Here is a 16,601-nt window from a genome sequence, read left to right as displayed (position 1 = left end):
GCTGTGCGTGACTCGTCGACGCTTCTAGGTGACTCGCGAGCGTTCGTGCGTGACTCGTCAGCGACCGTAGGTGACTCGTCGGCGGCCGTAGGTGACTCGTCAGCGTCCGTACGTGACTCGTCAGCGGATGGGGCGGGCGCGGGGGAGGGGAGGGGAGAGAACGCGGGAGAGATAGGTGGGGACAAGACGAGGCCCCCACCAGCGGCTGCTGGTGGGGGCCTCGAGGGTCGTACAGGCGGTCAGTGGACCCGGGGGACACCCGTCTCCGACACGCCCTGGAACTCGTCACCCAGCTCGACGGGGTGACCGTCGTGGTGAGCCAGGTGCTCCTCGGCGTGGTGCACGTCCTCGACCGTCGGCTTGTCGACGACGCCGTGGTAGTAGCGCTTGTGCAGCCAGGCCTGCAGCTTGGCCTTGCGACCGTGCGGAGCCGCGACACCGTTCTTGTCCGTCTCGGCCGGAGCCTCGATGGCAGGACGACGATCGCGAGCCGTGAGCGTGTACTGGTCGCCGACCGGCAGGGGAGCGTGGCGCTCCGAGAAGCCGCCGTCAGGCGACCGCTCGATGACACCGGTCTCGTAGCCGTGCAGGATCCGGTTGGCGTCGGCGCGCTGCAGTCCGATGCAGATGCGCTTGGTGATCATGAAGCAGATGACCGGCAGCACGAAGAAGCCGATGCGCACGAACCAGGTGATCGCGTTGAGGCTGAGGTGGAACTGCGTCGCGATGATGTCGTTGCCACCACCGATCCACAGGACGCCGTACGCAGCCATGGCGGCGACGATGAACGACGTGCGGAACGGCGCGTTGCGCGGACGCTCCAGCAGGTGGTGCTCACGCTTGTCGCCCGTAATCCACTGCTCCACGAACGGCCACATGATGCCCACGATGATGAACAGCGTCGGCAGGATCACGCCGGGGATGAACACGTTCCAGCTGAACGTCCAGCCGAAGATGTTGGTCTCCCAGTTCGGGAACACGCGGACGGCACCCTCGACGAAGCCCATGTACCAGTCAGGCTGCGATCCGGCCGTGACCTCGGACGGGTTGTACGGACCGTATGCCCAGATCGGGTTGATCTGGATCAGGGCACCCATCAGGGCCAGGAAGCCGAAGACGACGAAGAAGAATCCGCCCGCCTTGGCCGCGTAGACCGGGAGCATCGGGTAGCCGACGACGTTCTTCTCGGTACGTCCGGGGCCTGCCCACTGCGTGTGCTTGTGGTAGATCAGCAGCAGCATGTGAGCGCCGATCAGACCCAGCAGGAGCGCAGGGATGAGAAGGATGTGCACCATGTAGAGGCGCGGAATGATGACGTCGCCCGGGAACTCGCCGCCGAAGATGAAGAACTCGAGGTACGAGCCGACCAGCGGGATCGAGCGGACCAGGCCGTCGACGAACCGAAGACCGGTGCCCGAGAGCAGGTCGTCGGGAAGCGAGTAGCCCGCGAAGCCCTCGATGATGCCGAGCAGCAGGAGCCCGATGCCGATGAGCCAGTTGACCTCACGCGGCTTGCGGTACGCGCCGGTGAACATGACGCGCAGCATGTGCACCATCATCGCGGCGACGAATAGGGCGGCGGCCCAGTGGTGGATCTGCCGCATGAGCAGTCCGCCACGGATGTCGAACGAGATGTCGAGCGTCGACTTGTACGCGCTGGACATCTCCAGGCCGTTGAACGGCATGTACGAGCCCGTGTACTCGACCTCGGCCATGCTCGGCTGGTACCAGAACGTCAGGAAGACGCCGGTCAGCAGCAGGACGACGAAGCTCCACAGTGCGATCTCGCCCAGCATGAACGACCAGTGCTCGGGGAAGACCTTGCGGAGGTTCTTCTTCGCGACGCCGGCCAGACCGAGACGGTCATCGAGCCAGCCGACGGGACCGGCGGCTTTCTTGCCGACCCCAGTTTCCTGGATCGGTGTGTATTCCTGCTCGGTGGTGCTCATGCCTTATCATCCAACTTCTTCTGGTCCCGCGCGAGTTCGGGGTAGCTCGGTCCGACGATCTCGGGGAAGTCGCTCATGGCGATGATGTAGCCCTCGTCATCCAGCCCGAGCGGCAGCTGCGGCAGGGGGCGGTGGGCCGGGCCGAAGATGACCTTGCCGTTGTCAGCCAGGTCGAACGTCGACTGGTGGCACGGGCAGAGAAGGTGGTGCGTCTGCTGCTCCCACAGGCTGATCGGGCAACCGACGTGCGTGCAGATCTTGGAGTAGCACAGGATGCCGTCGATGCCCCAGTTCTCGCGACCCTTCGAGGGCGTGATGTCCTCGGGACGCATGCGGACGACGATGATGGCCGCCTTGGACTTGACCGCCAGGAGCTCCTCACCGTGCAGCACCGGGTGACCCTCGTCGTCGACCGCGTAGACGATCGCGGGCTCGCCGTTGACGAGCTGGCCCACCTCGAGGTCGGACGGCTTGATCGGCGTGCCGGTCACGTCGTTGACCAGGCGCATGCCCTTCTTCCAGACCGTGGTGCTCTGGCCGTAGGGGAGCGGACCGAGGTCGCGCAGCAGGAAGATCGTGGGCAGGCCCAGTGCGCCCATCGCGCCGAGCAGGCTGTTGCGGATCATCGGGCGGCGGCCGAAGCCGGACTCGTTGATGCCGTCGTTGATGTCCTTCATGACCGCGACGCGGTCCTCCTCGGAGGACGCGGACGGGTGACGCATCTCGACCATCTCGTGGTCGCCCATGAGCTTCTTGGCCCACTGGATGATGCCGACGCCCATGAGCAGCATCGCGCCGCCCAGCGTCACGCCGAAGGTGAAGTTCTGTGCGGACCAGCCGAGGAACGTGGAGTCCTCGTCAATCGCGACGTAGCCGACGCAGAAGCCGATCAGCAGGATGGTCGCGAGCACGAACATGGCCGAGATCTGGCGCTCGGTACGACGGGCCTGCGACTCGTCAACGTCCTGCGGGCGGTACAGGTGCTCGGGCAGACCCGGGTCCCTGATGGGCTCGGTGTCCGGCTGGGTCTCCAGCTCGTCGCTCATGACTTCTTCACCCTTGCTCCGTGTGCGCCGATCCAGATGGCCGCGATGACCAGTCCGCCGATGCCGATCACCCAGATGAACAGACCGTCCACGACGGGGCCGAGACCACCGCCGCCCAGGCCGCCGTAGTTGGGCTGACCCTCGACTTCCTTGACGTACGCGATGATGTTGCGCTTGTCCTCGGGAGTGATGACGTCGTCGGAGAACACCGGCATCTGCTGCGGGCCGGTGATCATGGCCTCGGCGATGTGCGTCGCCGTGACGTTCTTCAGCGAGGGGGCGTAGCGGCCGTCGGGCAGGGCGCCACCGGCACCCACCGAGTTGTGGCACGCCGTGCAGTTGGAGCGGAACAGCTCTCCACCCTCACGGATGTCTTCCGCCTTGGCGGCGTCGACGTCGGTGTACTCCTTGCCGGGGATGGCCGGGCCGGGCCCGAGCGAGGCGACGTACGCAGCCAGCTGACGAGTCTCCTCGGCGTTGTACTCCGGCTTCTTGCGCGGGGCCTGCGGTGCCATCTGCGCCAGCGGCATGCGACCCGTGCCGACCTGGAAGTCGACCGAGGCAGCGCCGACACCGATCAGCGAGGGTCCGTAGACGCCGCCGCGCTTGGTGTCGATGCCGGTGCCGTTGACACCGTGGCAGCTCGCGCAGCCGATGAGGAACAGCTCGCGGCCGGCCTCGACATCGTTGGTCGTGGCTGTCTCCGCAGTGGCAGCCTTCGGCGCGACCGCCGCGTAGACGCCCCCGACCGAGAGGAGGGCCATCAGGAGCACGACGAAACCGGCGAGTGGATGCCGGCGTCTCGTGGACAATTTCCGCACCGAGAACCTCATTCCTAAAAGTGGTGCCAGCGTACCTAGCGATACGCCGTCAAGCTGAAGTGGGCCAAGCCTTATTTGATGAGGTAGATCGTGGCGAAGAGCCCGACCCACACGATGTCCACGAAGTGCCAGTAGTAGGACACGACGATGGCGGAGATCGCCTGCTCATGGGTGAACTTGCGGGCCGCGAAGGTGCGACCGATGACAAGCAGGAAGGCGATGAGACCACCGACGACGTGGAGGCCATGGAAGCCGGTAGCCAGGTAGAACAGGCTGCCGTAGGGGGAGCCGGCGATCGTGATGTTCTCGTGGACGAGCTCGGCGTACTCGTACGCCTGCCCGCCGATGAAGATCGCGCCCATGATGTACGTCAGCACGAACCACTCGCGCATGCCCCACTTGCCGATCTGCAGGAGCGAGCCGCTGCGACCGGGCTTGCCGCGCTCGGCGGCGAAGACGCCGAACTGGCAGGTCACCGACGACAACACGAGGATCGTCGTGTTGGCGGTGGCGAACGGGACGTTCAGCAGCTCGGTCGACTGCTCCCAGAGCTGGGGGGAGATGTTGCGGATCGTGAAGTACGCGGCGAACAGTCCCGCGAAGAACATGAGCTCGCTCGAGAGCCAGACGATCGTCCCGACGGTCACCATCGAGGGACGGCCTTCTTGGCCGTGAAGTCGGGATGCAGGAATCACTGATGTAGTCGCCACCCCCTCATTATGTACGATCGACTCGTGAGCGAGCACAAGCCCCTACGTGTCCTGGTCTACAGCGACGATCGAGACGTCCGGAGCGCTGTGCTGTCAGCCCTCGGGTCCCGGCCGCATCCGGATCTTCCGCCCTTCGAGTACGTCGAGTGCGCCACCGAGCCGGTCGTCTTCCAGCACCTCGACGCGGGTGGGATCGACCTGGTGATCCTGGACGGGGAGGCCGCCCCCGCGGGTGGTCTCGGCATCGCCCGTCAGATGAAGGACGAGATCTTCCAGGCGCCTCCCGTGCTCGTCCTGACCGGACGCCCGCAGGACGTCTGGCTCGCCACCTGGTCGCGCGCCGACGCGGCGCTCGCGCACCCGATCGAGCCGATCCGACTGGCCGAGGTCGTCATCGATCTCGCCCGCGGCGTCCTGCAGCCCGGCTGAGGGGCGGCGCCATGACGCACACCTGGCCCGAGATCCTCACCGGACTCGTGGCGAGGAGGGACCTCGACGTCTCCTCCACGTCGTGGGCGATGGACGAGATCCTCAGCGGCAACGCGACCGCCGCCCAGATCGCCGGATTCGCGATGGCCCTGCGCAGCAAGGGCGAGACGCTCGCCGAGCTGCAGGGGCTGGTCGACTCGATGCTCCAGCACGCGACCCTGCTGTCGGTGCCGGGACGGGTCGTCGACATCGTCGGCACGGGCGGCGACATGGCCAAGACCGTCAACATCTCGAGCATGGCTGCCGTCGTGACGGCCGGCGCCGGGATCGGCGTGGTCAAGCACGGCAACCGTGCGGCGTCGAGCTCGAGCGGCACGGCGGACGTCTTCGAGGTGCTCGGCGTCCGGCTGGACGTCCCGGCAAGCCGCATCGTGGAGGTGCTGGAGCGGACGGGCATCACGTTCTGCTTCGCCCCCGTGTTCCACCCGTCGTTCCGCCACACGGCTCCCGTACGACGTGAGCTCGGCGTGCCGACGACGTTCAACTTCCTCGGCCCGCTCGTGAACCCCGCGCAGCCCGGCGCCTCGGCGATCGGCTGTGCGGACGTCCGCATGGCTCCGCTGATGGCGGGCATCTTCGCCGACCGAGGTGCGGACGCCTTCGTGTTCCGCGGCGACGACGGTCTCGACGAGATCACGACGACCACGACGACCCGGGTCTGGGAGGTCTTCGGCGGCACCGTCACGGAGGGCGTGCTCGATCCGCGTGAGCTGGGCATGAGCCTGTCCTCGGCGGACGCTCTCCGTGGCGGCGACCCGACGTACAACGCGGACGTGTTCCACCGCATCGTGGGCGGCGAGGTGTCGCCGGTACGCGACGCGGTGCTGCTCAACGCGGGGGCGGCGATCGCGGCGCACACGGCCACGGCAGGCGCGCTGGTCGAGCGGATCGCGGCCGGGGTCGAGCGGGCGCGGGAGTCGATCGACTCCGGCGCGGCGGCGCAGACCCTCCGCCAGTGGTCCGTCGTCACCCAGGAGCTCGCGCCCCCTCGCTGACGCACGGGAGGCGCGCGTCAGCGGACGGGAGGCGCGCGTCGGCGGACGGGAGGCGCGCGTCAGCGGTCAGAGGCCGATGCTGAAGGCGTCCTCGAGGTCGTGCTGGCTGTACGCGCGGTAGGCGATCTGGGTCTGGGTCGAGACGACGCCGGCGACCTTGTTGAGCCGGTCGGCGACGACCGCCGCCACGTCGTCGATCTGGCGCACCCGCACCATCGCGACGAGGTCGAGCTCGCCGGTCACCGAGTAGACCTCGCTGACGCCGTCGATGTCGGCGATCTGCTCGGCGATGTCGCTGAGCCGCGAGACCTCGGCCTGGATGAAGACGATGGCGGTGATCATGGTGCCAGCGTATGCCCCTCGGGTCGCTCGCCGTGCAGCGTCAGCCCGGCTGCTGCAGCTCCTGCCACGAGGCGCTGGCCTGCTCGAACGGGGTGAGGTGCCGGGCCGCGCTCTCGCGCGGGGTCTGCCAGGCGCCCCGCACCATCCGCAGCCCGGGCGAGTCGAGCCAACGACGCACGGTCTCGGTCTCCTCGACCGTCGCGGCCGGGGCAGGACCGTGGCCGACGACGACAGTCTCGGCGGTGGCCAGCAGGGCGTCGGTCCAGCCCGCGGGGTGCACCCCGTGAGGCAGGATGCCCGCTCCCGCGAGGCGTCCGTGGCGGATCACGTGCACCTCCCAGCCCTGGGGGTGCGGACCGGCCGCGACGATCTCCTCGATCGAGGTGAGCTCTCGCAGCTGTTGGGTGCGCACGACCGCCCGCAGGAACGCCGTCAGGCGGTCGCGCCACACCGCGGCGTCCTCGAACCGCTCGGTGCGGGCGAGGTCGAGCATGCGTGAGCGGATGGCGGCGACGAGGTCCGCAGGGTCGCCCGTCATGGCGAGGCGGACCCGCTCGACCTCCGCGGCGTACTCCGCGGGGTCGGCCGAGCCGTCGCACGGTGACAGGCAGTGGCCCATCTCCGCGAGCGCGCAGGGGGAGGAGCGGGACTTCGCCGCGAGCCGTGGGGTGCACTGGCGGATGCGGAACGAGTCGTGCAGCGCGGTCAGGGCACTCTCGGCGGCCGCCCGGTTGCGGAACGGGCCGATGTAGTCGGCGTCGTCGTCGAGGATCGCGCGCACGATCGAGAGGCGGGGCCACGGCTCGCGGGTCAGCTTGAGCCAGCTCAGCCGGTCGGGGAACTTCGAGCGGCGGTTGTAGGGCGGGCGGTGCTTGCCGATCAGGCGCAGCTCGCGGACCTGCGCCTCCAGCGGTGTCGCGCACACGATGCCCTCGATGCGCTGCGCGAGCATGACCATCTCGCCCATGCGGGTGCGGGTCTCGGCCTTGGTGAAGTAGGAGCGGGTGCGGGTGCGCAGGTTGCGGGACGTGCCGACGTAGAGGATGTCGTCGGCCGCGTCGCGGAAGAGGTAGACGCCGGGAGCCTCGGGCATGTGGTCGGCGAGGTGCCGCTTGCGACGCTGCTCGGGCTTGACCTTCGCGGTGTACGTCGACACCTCCTCCAGCGTCGTGACCCCGAGGGGACCGAGCCGTTCGAAGAGGGCGTGCATGACGTCGACGGTCGCGCGGGCGTCGGACAGCGCGCGGTGGTTGGGCGTGGTCGAGGCCGAGAACGCCGCGGCGAGGGTCGACAGCTTGCAGTTGGGCACCTCCTCGCGGGTCAGCACGCGACGGGCCAGCGTCGCGGTGTCGAGCGTCTCGAAGCCCGGCCACGGGATCGCGAGCGCCGAGCTGAAGTGCTTCAGGAAGCCGACGTCGAACGGGGCGTTGTGGGCGACCAGCACCGTGCCGCGGGCGAACTCCAGGAAGCTCGGCAGCACCTCGGCGATGCGGGGTGCGTCGATGACCATCTGGTTGGTGATGCCGGTCAGCACCGTGATGTACGCCGGGATGACCTCGTCGGGGTTGACCAGGCTCTGGAACTCCCCGAGCACCTCCCCGCCGCGCACCTTGACCGCGCCGACCTCGGTGATCTTGGATCCCTTGGCGGCCGATCCGCCTGTCGTCTCCAGGTCGACGACACAGAACGTGACGTCTGCGAGATGACGGCCCAGCTCGTCGAACGTTCCTTGCACGGCTTCCACGTCGCACAGGCTAGGTGCGGGCTCGGACAAAGTGCGCCCGTGCCCGTGGTCTGCGGCGTTTCTGTCGGCGGACGCCCCTAGCGTCGTCGACAAGCCCCACGGTTCGGGGCCGCCACTTGCTCAGGAGGTCCGGAATGCACGAGTCACACCCCACCGACTCGGTGGTCGTCGACTGCGATCGTTGTCTCGTCCGCAGCCCCAGCGCGTGCGGCGACTGCGTGGTCACCTTCCTGCTCGGGGCACCGCCGGCCGGCATCGAGATCGACGCCGCCGAGATGTCGGCCCTCGAGGTCCTGTCCGATGCGGGGCTGACCCCGCCGCTGCGCCTCGTGACGCCACTGGCAGGTCCCGAGACGCAGGCCGGGTGACCCCGCCGACATCTGCGCGATTGAGTTGAATTGCCCCATGCCTGCACCTACAGTGATCAACTGTGCGTCCGGTGAACGCCGTCCCTCCAGGATGGTGTCGGACGCGCCGTCGAGTCGTCGCAGCCATGGGGAAGATGTCTGAGGCGAACCGGGGAACCACGTCAGTGGGGTGAATCGGTCCGTGCGTGCACGGATCGTAGGGCAATCCGCGGCCCGAACCCGTCAGCTCACCCGGTAGACGTCGAGGATGTAGGAGTTCTGCGTGCGCATGCACACCACCGTTGTCCAGCGTCGTCGTCAGGTCCGCCGCCGGGGCATCGCCGTCGCGGCTGCCCTGACCGTCTCCGGAGCGCTGTTCGCGTTCCCGTCGGCCCAGGCCGATCCGGCCGTGACCGCCAAGGACGTCGAGAAGGCGTTCCACGAGGTCGAGCTCATCAACGAGCAGGTCAACGCCCTCGGCGAGCAGACCAAGAAGACGCAGGCCGAGATCGACGACCTCACCGACGACATCGAGCGCCAGCTCACGACGTATCGCCGCCAGAAGCAGGCGCTCGGCGATGCGATCGTCCAGCAGCAGATCGATGCGCCCCTCGGCCCGACCGCGAGCCTCCTGGGCAGTGACAACCCCGAGCAGTTCCTCGAGGGACTCGGCGCAGTCCAGGCACTCAACAGCACGCGCGCCGACGAGCTCGCGACGTTCGGTCGCACGAGCAAGCAGCTCAAGAACCGGCGCGCCCAGCTGGAGGACCGGCGCAAGACGCTGCAGGCGGCCAAGAAGGAGACGGCCGCCAAGCGTGCCAAGATCCGCACGAAGTACGAGGCGGCCAAGGCTGAGCTCAACCGCCTGGACGCTGCCGAGAAGAAGAAGATGAACACCAGCAACACCACGGTCGACCCCAAGGTCACCGCCAACCTGAAGGGCTCGGGCAAGGGCAAGCAGGCGCTGGCCTTCGCGATGGCGCAGATCGGCGACCCCTACGTCTACGGCGGCACCGGACCCGACAGCTGGGACTGCTCAGGACTCGTCATGAAGTCGTGGGCCGCGGCCGGGGTCTCGATCCCGCGAGTGGTCGGACCGCAGATCGCGGCGGGCCAGGCCGTGCCGATGGACCAGCTGCAGCCCGGCGACATCGTCGCGTATGGCGACATGTCGCACGACGGCCTCTACCTCGGAGACGGCCGCGTCGTGCACGCGCCGCGTCCGGGCAAGAGCGTCGAGATCACCTCGCTGAGCGGGTTCACCCGCGCCGCCCGGGTCGGCTGACACCCGATTGGCCGAGCGCAGCCTGCGGCCGTCGCCCAATGCGGCGGCCGCGCTGGTGCTCGTGCTCCTCGTCGGAGCGCTCGTCCTCTGGCAGCGTCCGTGGTCCGAGGGGACCGGACGCCCCGGGGTCGTGCCCATCCCCGCTGACGCCCCGGCCCGCCTGACGGCACAGCTGCGCGAGCTGTCGGCCGCGTCCACCGAGGCCGACTTCGTGGCCGCCGCGGGCGATCTCGACCGGGGACGTTCCTTCGGCCGGCGGACCTGGGCCTCCCTGCGGGCGCTCGACGCCCGGGACGTCTCGTGGCGCTACATCAGCGGGGGAGACGTCGCAGACCGCTCGAACGGCTCCGCCCGCATGGTGGCGGAGGTGTCGTGGCGGCCGGGGCCGGACTCGGGGCTCGACGGCGGCGAGCTCCATCGCGCCGCGGTGGCGTTCCGCGTGCAGCCGCAGGACGACGGTGGGCTGTCGATCGTCGACGCGGCTCCGCGGACGGGCCTCCTGCCGATCTGGCTGGCCGGTGCGGTGACGGTCGAGGAGGCACCCGGCAGCGTCGTCCTGGCCGTCGACGGGGGAGACCAGCGGCTGCCCATCGCAGACATGGTGGACACCGCGCGACAGGCCGTGGAGCGCACCGTTCCTCGTGGTCGCGACGACGTCGTGGTCGTGTCGCCGCGCACGCAGGCGCAGATGGCCGACATCGTGGGCCAGCGCGTCGCGGACGTGCGACAGATCGCTGCGGTGACGACGCGCCTCGACCGCAGCACGGGGTCGTCGGCGCCCGTGATCGTGCTGAACCCCGCGGTCTTCGCGACGATGGACCGGCGGGCCGCCCAGGTCGTGCTGAGCCACGAGGCGACGCACCAGCTCACCCGCGCGGTGGGCAGCCCGGCGCAGAGCTGGGTCGTCGAGGGCTTCGCCGACTACGTCGCGCTGCGAGACGACACCGCGCCGCTGTCGGTCAGCGCGGGGCAGATCCTGGCCCAGGTCCGGGCCGGCACGGTGCCCCGGTCCCTGCCGACCAGCGCCGACTTCGACGGGGCGAGCCACGGTCTCGGCGCGGTCTACGAGTCCGCCTGGATGATCTTCCGCCTGCTGGACCGGGACCACGGCCGTGCCGCGGTCGTCCGTTTCTACGGCTCCGTCCTGGCGGGCACGCCGGTCGACACCGCGCTGCGAGACGTCTTCGGGCTGACCGAGGACGAGCTCACCGCGCGGTGGCGGGACTACCTGACGAAGAGCGCCTCGACCGTGTCGTGAAAGTCGCGCAGGACCAGGCTGCGCTTGACCTTGAACGAGGGGGTCAGGTAGCCGTTGTCCTCGGTCCAGTCCTCCGGGAGGATCTGGAACTTGCGGATCGACTCGGCCTGCGAGACCTGCGTGTTGGCGTCGTCGATCGCCTTCTGCACCTCGGCCCGGAGGGTGGGGTCGTCCAGGCTGCCGGTCCAGGTCTCGGTGTCGATGGTCACGAGCGCGGCGACGAAGGGCTTGCCGTCGCCGACCACCAGGCACTGGCTCACCAGGGCGTGGGCGCGCACGCGATCCTCGAGCGCAGCGGGCGCGACGTTCTTGCCGCCCGCCGTGACGATGATCTCCTTCTTGCGGCCGGTGATGCGGATGTAGCCGTCCTCGTCGATCTCACCGAGGTCGCCGGTCGCGAACCAGCCGTCGGGATCGAGCGCCTCGGCGGTCGCCTCGGGGTTGCGCCAGTAGCCCTTGAACACCTGGGGACCGCGGAAGCTGAGCTCGCCGTCGTCCGCGATGCGCACCTCGGTGCCCTTGAACGGCTTGCCGACCGTGCCCAGTCGCAGATCGCTCGGGCGGTTGGCGCAGAGCGCCGCGGTCGTCTCGGTCAGGCCGTAGCCCTCGATGATCGTGACGCCGATGCCGCGGTAGAAGTGGGCCAGGCGCTCGCCGAGGGGAGCGCCGCCGGAGACGGCGAACTCGGTGCGGCCGCCGAGGGCGTCACGCAGCTTGCCGTAGACGAGGCGGTCGAACAGGGCGTGCCGGGCGCGCAGGGCGAGCCCCGGCTTGCCGGAGTCGAGAGCCCGGCTGTAGCTGATCGCGGTCTGCGCCGCACGGTCGAAGATCTTGCCCTTGCCGTCGGCGTACGCCTTGCCGCTCGCGGAGTTGAACACCTTCTCGAAGACGCGGGGCACGCCGAGCACGAACGTCGGCTGGAAGGACCCGAGGTGCGTCACGAGGTCCTTGACGTCGGCGGTGTGGCCGAGCTTGGCGCCGACGCGGATCGCGCCGACCTGGATGATGCGGGCGAACACGTGGGCCAGCGGCAGGAACAACAGCGTCGAGCTGCCCGGGACGAACATCTCGGGGAGCTCGTCGAGGACGACGCCGAGCTCGTAGCGGAAGTTGCCGTGGGTCAGCTGGCAGCCCTTGGGGCGTCCGGTCGTGCCGGAGGTGTAGATGAGGGTGGCGAGGGTGTCGCTGGTCAGGGCGGCCCGGCGCTCCTCGAGCGCGGCGTCGCTGACGTCGGTCCCGAGCGAGCGGATCGTGTCGAGACCGCCGGCGTCGATCGTCCACACGTGCTGGAGATCGGGAGCCTCCTCGGCTGCCTCCTTGACGCGGGCAGCATGACCGTCGCTCTCGACGATCGCGGCCACGGCACCGGAGTCGGACAGGATCCACGCGATCTGCGACGTCGAGGACGTCTCGTAGATCGGCACGGTCGCCGCGCCGATCCACCAGATCGCGTAGTCCGCGACCGTCCACTCGTAGCGGGTCTTGGACAGCAGGGCCACGCGGTCACCGGCGGACACGCCCGCACCGATCAGGCCCTTGGCCACCGTCGTCACGTCGCGGTGGAACTCGGCAAGGGTGATGTCGGTCCAGGTGTCGCCGTCCATCCGGGCCAGTGCTGCCTCGTCGGCGTGTTCGGGGAGGCGGTCGAGGATGTCTTCGGTGAGGTTGCCCAGATCGGGCTCAGGAGGCTGCATCACGTACGGCAGGCTACTCTCACGACCCTGGCCGAACCCAACGGGCTGCGGCCCAGGACCCATGACTCCCGGCGCGGGTGCCCACCGCCGGAACCACTAGCATGGACCCACACCACGAGCCGACCGAGGAGGGCTGATGGCGCGCACCACGAGTGACATCGTCATCGACGCCACCCCCGACAGCATCATGGGCGTCATCGCCGACTTCGCGTCCTACCCCGTGTGGGCGACGGGCGTGAAGACCGCCGACGTCGTGGTCGAGGGAGAGCCCGGACGGGCCAAGCAGGTCCACTTCGTCCTGGACGCCTCCCCGATCCGCGACGAGTACGACCTCGGATACGTGTGGGACGGCAGCCGCACGGTCTCGTGGAGCCTCGTCGAGCCCGGCAAGATGCTGACCTCGATGGACGGCGCCTACGTTCTCGAGCCGCTCGGTGACGCGCAGACGCGGGTCACCTACCAGCTGGCCGTGGACGTCTCCGTGCCGCTGCTCGGGATGCTCAAGCGCAAGGCCGAGAAGGTCATCATCGACACCGCCCTCAAGGGGTTGAAGAAACAGGTCGAGGCCCTGTGACCGGATCAGGCCCCGCCGCGGACCTCGGTCCGGACCGGGACGAGCCCGTCGGCACGATCGCCGAGGAGGCGTTCAAGCCGTTCCGCGCCGTGACCGGCGGCTCCGAGGAGTCCGCCTCCGGCGCAGGAGGCTCGGACGGCCACACGTGCTCGACGACGTGGTGCCCGATCTGCCAGGTCGCCGACGTACTGCGTGACCATCCCGAGGCAGTCGCCTCGGTGACCCAGTCGGCGGCCGCCCTCGCCCGGTCGCTGCGCGACCTCGTGGACACCGCCCTCGCCCCTCAGGAGAAGCAGTGACCCTCGCCATCGGCGTCGACATCGGCGGGACCAAGATCGCGGCCGGACTGGTGTCGGACACGGGGACGATCGTGGAGTCCGTGTCCGAGCCGACCCCTGACGACGCGACCAAGATCCCGGCGATCGTCGCAGACCTCGTCGAGCGGCTCGCAGGTGATGAGCGTCCGGTGGGCGTCGGCATCGGCGCCGCGGGATTCGTGGGGGAGGACCGCGCCACCGTGCGGTTCGCGCCCAACATCGACTGGCGCGAGGAGCCGCTGGCCGCTCACGTGCGGGCGCTGGTCGATCTGCCGATCGTCGTCGAGAACGACGCCAACGCCGCCGCGTGGGGAGAGTTCCGCTTCGGCGCGGGCGAGGACACCGACGACCTGCTGCTCATCACGATCGGCACGGGCATCGGCGGCGGCATCGTCCACCACGGTCAGCTGTTCCGTGGCGGGTTCGGAGTCGCGGCCGAGATCGGTCACATGCGGGTCGTCCCGGACGGCATCCTGTGCGGCTGCGGCCAGCGCGGCTGCTACGAGCAGTACGGCAGCGGCAGCGCGCTCGTCCGCGACGCCCGCGAGCGGGTCTCCAACGGTGACCCCCGCGCAGCGTCGATCGCGGCCCTGGCCGACGGAGACCTGTCCCGCATCACCGGTCCCGCGGTGACCAAGCTCGCGCAGGACGGTGACCCCCTCGCTGTGGAGCTGCTCACCGAGCTCGGTCGCTGGATCGGCGAGGGCGCGGCCGTCCTCGCCGCGATCCTCGATCCCAGCGTGATCGCGATCGGCGGAGGGGTGGCCGCCGCGGGCGATCTGCTCCTCGAGCCGGTCGTCGCCGCGTTCGAGACCCATCTTCCGGCGCGGGCACACCGCCCGGAGGCCGCCCTTCGCCTGGCCGCCCTCGGCAACGAGGCGGGCATCATCGGAGCGGCCGACCTCGCGAGAGTGGAGCCCGCCTAGTGGCAGACAAGCTGGCCGTCGGCATCGACATCGGTGGCACCAAGATCGCCGCCGGAGTCGTCGACGAGGACGGGCACGTCCTGGCCCGACTGAAGCGGGAGACCCCGACCACCGAGCCCCTCGAGGTGATCGACGCGATCGCGGAGATCACCCAGGAGTTCCGTCGTGAGCACCACATCCGGGCGATCGGCGTCGGCGCGGCAGGCTTCGTGGACGCCACGCAGTCCACGGTGCTGTTCGCCCCCCACCTCGCGTGGCGCCACGAGCCGCTGCGTGACTCGGTCGCGCGGCGCACAGGGCTGCCGGTCCTGGTCGACAACGACGCCAACGCCGCGGGCTGGGCCGAGTGGCGCTTCGGTGCCGCCCAGAACGAGGCCGATCTCGTCCTCATCACGTTGGGAACGGGCATCGGCGGTGCGATCGTCATCGACGGCCAGCCCTACCGCGGACAGTTCGGCATCGCCGGGGAGTTCGGCCACATGCAGGTCGTGCCCAACGGCAACCAGTGCGAGTGCGGCAACCAGGGGTGCTGGGAGCAGTACGCGAGCGGTCGCGTGCTGACCCGCCGGGCTCGTGCCGCGGCCACCGACGGCACCGAGATCGGCAAGCTGTTCCTCTCCGAGGCCGGCGGCTCGGTCCAGCGCATCGAGGGTCACCTGGTCACCAAGCACGCCAAGGCCGGCAACGAGGAGGCGATCCAGTGGATCGCCGACGTCGGTGACTGGCTCGGGGTCGGCATCGCCAACCTGGCCGCAGCGCTGGACCCGGGGATGTTCGTGATCGGCGGCGGCGTCAGCGACGCGGACCAGCTGCTGATCGGCCCCGCACGAGCCGGGTTCGCGCGGACGCTGACCGGTCGCGGCTACCGCGCCGAGGCCCGCATCGTCCGCGCACACCTGGGCCCTGAGGCCGGTCTGATCGGCGCCGCCGACATGGCCCGGCTCACAGCACGGCGCCGTCGTCCGGCCAATCCCTCTGCGAAGGCCCGTGTTCGGGCAGCTGCAAGAAAAGGTATGTCGCCGAAGCCACGAAGATGAGTGCGGCGCCGGCGACCACCGACCGGCCCAGGTACACGTGGGCCACGGTCGCCAGCACCAGGAGCAGCGGGGCACCGATCACGCCGATCCACGCCAGCAGGACCCCGCGGCGACGCGGCATCAGGCCCGCAGGCTCGACCTGCCGGTAGAACGGCTCCTCGGCCGGCTCGGGGTCCTCGTCGTGCCGGTCCGCGTGCTGGGTGGGGGACGGCTGCGGGGCCGGGTCCGCGGGCTCGTCGGGGAACGACAGGTCGAGGTGGAGGCCCTCGACGATGCGGTCGAAGTCGTCCTTCTCAGCCACGGCTCGCGCCCACGTGCTGATCGATGAACGCGGCCGTGTGGTCGAAGATCCTCGGCGCGTCGTTGTCGAGGGTCGCGACGTGGAAGCTGTCGTGAAGGGTGATGAGCTCCTTCACCGGGGAGGCGACGCCGTCGAGGATGATCGCCTGGGAGGTCTCGTCCACGACGTGGTCGTCGGCGGACCGGAACAGCAGGAGCGGCGCGGTGACGCGGTCGAGGCCCGCGCGGACGTCCTTCCACATCTTCAGCTGCGAGGCCAGCGCCTTGAGCGGGGTGCGGTCGTAGCCGACCTCGTCCTGCCCGGGCCTCTTGATGTCATTGCCGATGCCGGGCATCGAGGGGATGACCCGCTGCAGGACGGGGACGAGCTTGACGTCGAGACGCTTGACGCTGACGGCGGGATTCACGAGCACCAGGGCCGCGACGTCGGCCGGACGTTGCTCAGCGAGTCGCAGCGCGAGGCAGCCGCCCATCGACAGCCCCGCGACGACCACCCGGTCGCAGGTCTGGTGCAGCTGCGTCAGGGCCGTGTCGACCTCGGCGTACCAGTCCTCCCAGCGGGTGGTGTTCATGTCCTGCCAGGTCGTGCCGTGCCCGGGCAGACGAGGGACGCGGACCGAGTGACCCCGCTCCACCAGGTCCTGCGCCCACGGCGTCATGGACGCGGGGGAGCCGGTGAATCCGTGGCTGAGCAGCACACCGGTGCGACCGCCGTCAGCGGCGTACGGCTCGGCTCCGGGCAGGAGGGCGGACGTCATGTCGTCCAT

General features: G+C 69.6%; 18 protein-coding genes and 1 riboswitch. Of the genes, 9 read left to right on the top strand and 9 right to left on the bottom strand.

Annotated features, from left to right (window positions below):
• Positions 1–239: 239 nt before the first annotated feature.
• The 4 genes from GEV27_RS11775 to GEV27_RS11760 all read right to left on the bottom strand — a co-directional run bounded on the left by GEV27_RS11775 (position 240) and on the right by GEV27_RS11760 (position 4,466).
• Positions 240–1,949 (bottom strand): cytochrome bc complex cytochrome b subunit, encoded by a 1,710-nt coding sequence (locus tag GEV27_RS11775; protein WP_153934395.1) that lies wholly within the window; start codon positions 1,947–1,949, stop codon positions 240–242.
• Complete coding sequence (locus GEV27_RS11770; protein ID WP_153911495.1) at positions 1,946–2,995, bottom strand: ubiquinol-cytochrome c reductase iron-sulfur subunit; 1,050 nt, start codon at positions 2,993–2,995, stop codon at positions 1,946–1,948. The genes GEV27_RS11775 and GEV27_RS11770 overlap by 4 nt, the downstream gene beginning before the upstream one ends.
• Positions 2,992–3,816 carry a c-type cytochrome gene (locus tag GEV27_RS11765; protein WP_153652349.1) on the bottom strand — a complete coding sequence of 275 codons (825 nt, stop codon included), beginning with the start codon at positions 3,814–3,816 and terminating at the stop codon, positions 2,992–2,994. The genes GEV27_RS11770 and GEV27_RS11765 overlap by 4 nt, the downstream gene beginning before the upstream one ends.
• 71 nt (positions 3,817–3,887) lie before the next feature.
• The gene (locus GEV27_RS11760) at positions 3,888–4,466 is read right to left on the bottom strand and encodes a heme-copper oxidase subunit III (RefSeq protein WP_153911493.1); all 579 of its coding nucleotides are present in this window, start codon (positions 4,464–4,466) and stop codon (positions 3,888–3,890) included.
• An 84-nt stretch (positions 4,467–4,550) separates the two neighbouring features.
• Here GEV27_RS11760 and GEV27_RS11755 point away from each other — a divergent pair, with 84 nt between their 5' ends.
• Together GEV27_RS11755 and trpD are read left to right on the top strand one after the other, a co-directional pair.
• Positions 4,551–4,955: a hypothetical protein gene (locus GEV27_RS11755; protein ID WP_309222206.1), complete on the top strand. Its 405-nt coding sequence runs from the start codon at positions 4,551–4,553 to the stop codon at positions 4,953–4,955.
• An 11-nt stretch (positions 4,956–4,966) separates the two neighbouring features.
• On the top strand, positions 4,967–6,010 hold the full coding sequence (trpD, locus tag GEV27_RS11750) for an anthranilate phosphoribosyltransferase (RefSeq protein ID WP_153911491.1): 1,044 nt from the start codon (positions 4,967–4,969) through the stop codon (positions 6,008–6,010).
• Positions 6,011–6,076: 66 nt separating this feature from the next.
• Here trpD and GEV27_RS11745 read toward each other — a convergent pair whose 3' ends face one another.
• The gene (locus tag GEV27_RS11745) at positions 6,077–6,352 is read right to left on the bottom strand and encodes an Lrp/AsnC family transcriptional regulator (RefSeq protein WP_153652353.1); all 276 of its coding nucleotides are present in this window, start codon (positions 6,350–6,352) and stop codon (positions 6,077–6,079) included.
• Between the two features lie 40 nt (positions 6,353–6,392).
• A complete protein-coding gene (locus tag GEV27_RS11740) occupies positions 6,393–8,096 on the bottom strand; it encodes a DEDD exonuclease domain-containing protein (protein WP_309222205.1) in 1,704 nt (567 codons plus the stop codon).
• Between the two features lie 134 nt (positions 8,097–8,230).
• Here GEV27_RS11740 and GEV27_RS11735 point away from each other — a divergent pair, with 134 nt between their 5' ends.
• The 3 genes from GEV27_RS11735 to GEV27_RS11725 all read left to right on the top strand — a co-directional run bounded on the left by GEV27_RS11735 (position 8,231) and on the right by GEV27_RS11725 (position 10,986).
• Positions 8,231–8,464 carry a hypothetical protein gene (locus GEV27_RS11735; protein ID WP_153652355.1) on the top strand — a complete coding sequence of 78 codons (234 nt, stop codon included), beginning with the start codon at positions 8,231–8,233 and terminating at the stop codon, positions 8,462–8,464.
• Positions 8,465–8,561: 97 nt separating this feature from the next.
• A riboswitch (cyclic di-AMP (ydaO/yuaA leader) is annotated at positions 8,562–8,719 on the top strand.
• Positions 8,720–8,732: 13 nt separating this feature from the next.
• The gene (locus tag GEV27_RS11730) at positions 8,733–9,728 is read left to right on the top strand and encodes a C40 family peptidase (RefSeq protein WP_153911489.1); all 996 of its coding nucleotides are present in this window, start codon (positions 8,733–8,735) and stop codon (positions 9,726–9,728) included.
• Between the two features lie 7 nt (positions 9,729–9,735).
• Positions 9,736–10,986 (top strand): hypothetical protein, encoded by a 1,251-nt coding sequence (locus GEV27_RS11725; protein ID WP_153934391.1) that lies wholly within the window; start codon positions 9,736–9,738, stop codon positions 10,984–10,986.
• Here the strand turns inward: GEV27_RS11725 and GEV27_RS11720 are convergent.
• Positions 10,953–12,680, bottom strand: coding sequence for a long-chain fatty acid--CoA ligase (locus GEV27_RS11720; RefSeq protein ID WP_153911887.1), 1,728 nt, complete (start codon positions 12,678–12,680; stop codon positions 10,953–10,955). The genes GEV27_RS11725 and GEV27_RS11720 overlap by 34 nt on opposite strands.
• Positions 12,681–12,816: 136 nt before the next feature.
• Here GEV27_RS11720 and GEV27_RS11715 point away from each other — a divergent pair, with 136 nt between their 5' ends.
• From GEV27_RS11715 to GEV27_RS11700, 4 genes are read left to right on the top strand one after another with little or no spacing between them, the layout of a single operon-like run.
• On the top strand, positions 12,817–13,254 hold the full coding sequence (locus GEV27_RS11715) for an SRPBCC family protein (protein WP_208430840.1): 438 nt from the start codon (positions 12,817–12,819) through the stop codon (positions 13,252–13,254).
• Positions 13,251–13,553 carry a hypothetical protein gene (locus GEV27_RS11710; RefSeq protein ID WP_153934387.1) on the top strand — a complete coding sequence of 101 codons (303 nt, stop codon included), beginning with the start codon at positions 13,251–13,253 and terminating at the stop codon, positions 13,551–13,553. The genes GEV27_RS11715 and GEV27_RS11710 overlap by 4 nt, the downstream gene beginning before the upstream one ends.
• Positions 13,550–14,497 (top strand): ROK family glucokinase, encoded by a 948-nt coding sequence (locus GEV27_RS11705; RefSeq protein ID WP_309222204.1) that lies wholly within the window; start codon positions 13,550–13,552, stop codon positions 14,495–14,497. Before GEV27_RS11710 ends, GEV27_RS11705 begins: the two co-directional genes overlap by 4 nt.
• The gene (locus tag GEV27_RS11700; RefSeq protein WP_153652362.1) at positions 14,497–15,534 is read left to right on the top strand and encodes an ROK family glucokinase; all 1,038 of its coding nucleotides are present in this window, start codon (positions 14,497–14,499) and stop codon (positions 15,532–15,534) included. The genes GEV27_RS11705 and GEV27_RS11700 overlap by 1 nt, the downstream gene beginning before the upstream one ends.
• Here the strand turns inward: GEV27_RS11700 and GEV27_RS11695 are convergent.
• Positions 15,440–15,835 carry a hypothetical protein gene (locus GEV27_RS11695; RefSeq protein WP_153911486.1) on the bottom strand — a complete coding sequence of 132 codons (396 nt, stop codon included), beginning with the start codon at positions 15,833–15,835 and terminating at the stop codon, positions 15,440–15,442. The genes GEV27_RS11700 and GEV27_RS11695 overlap by 95 nt on opposite strands.
• Positions 15,828–16,592, bottom strand: coding sequence for a carboxylesterase (locus GEV27_RS11690; protein WP_153652364.1), 765 nt, complete (start codon positions 16,590–16,592; stop codon positions 15,828–15,830). The genes GEV27_RS11695 and GEV27_RS11690 overlap by 8 nt, the downstream gene beginning before the upstream one ends.
• Between the last annotated feature and the right edge of the window lie 9 nt (positions 16,593–16,601).

Source organism: Aeromicrobium sp. S22, from assembly GCF_009661045.1.
In the GTDB taxonomy this organism is placed as follows: Bacteria; Actinomycetota; Actinomycetes; order Propionibacteriales; family Nocardioidaceae; genus Aeromicrobium; species Aeromicrobium yanjiei.
Note: the sequence above shows the minus strand (reverse complement) of the source record. Positions and strands in the feature narration are given on the sequence as shown.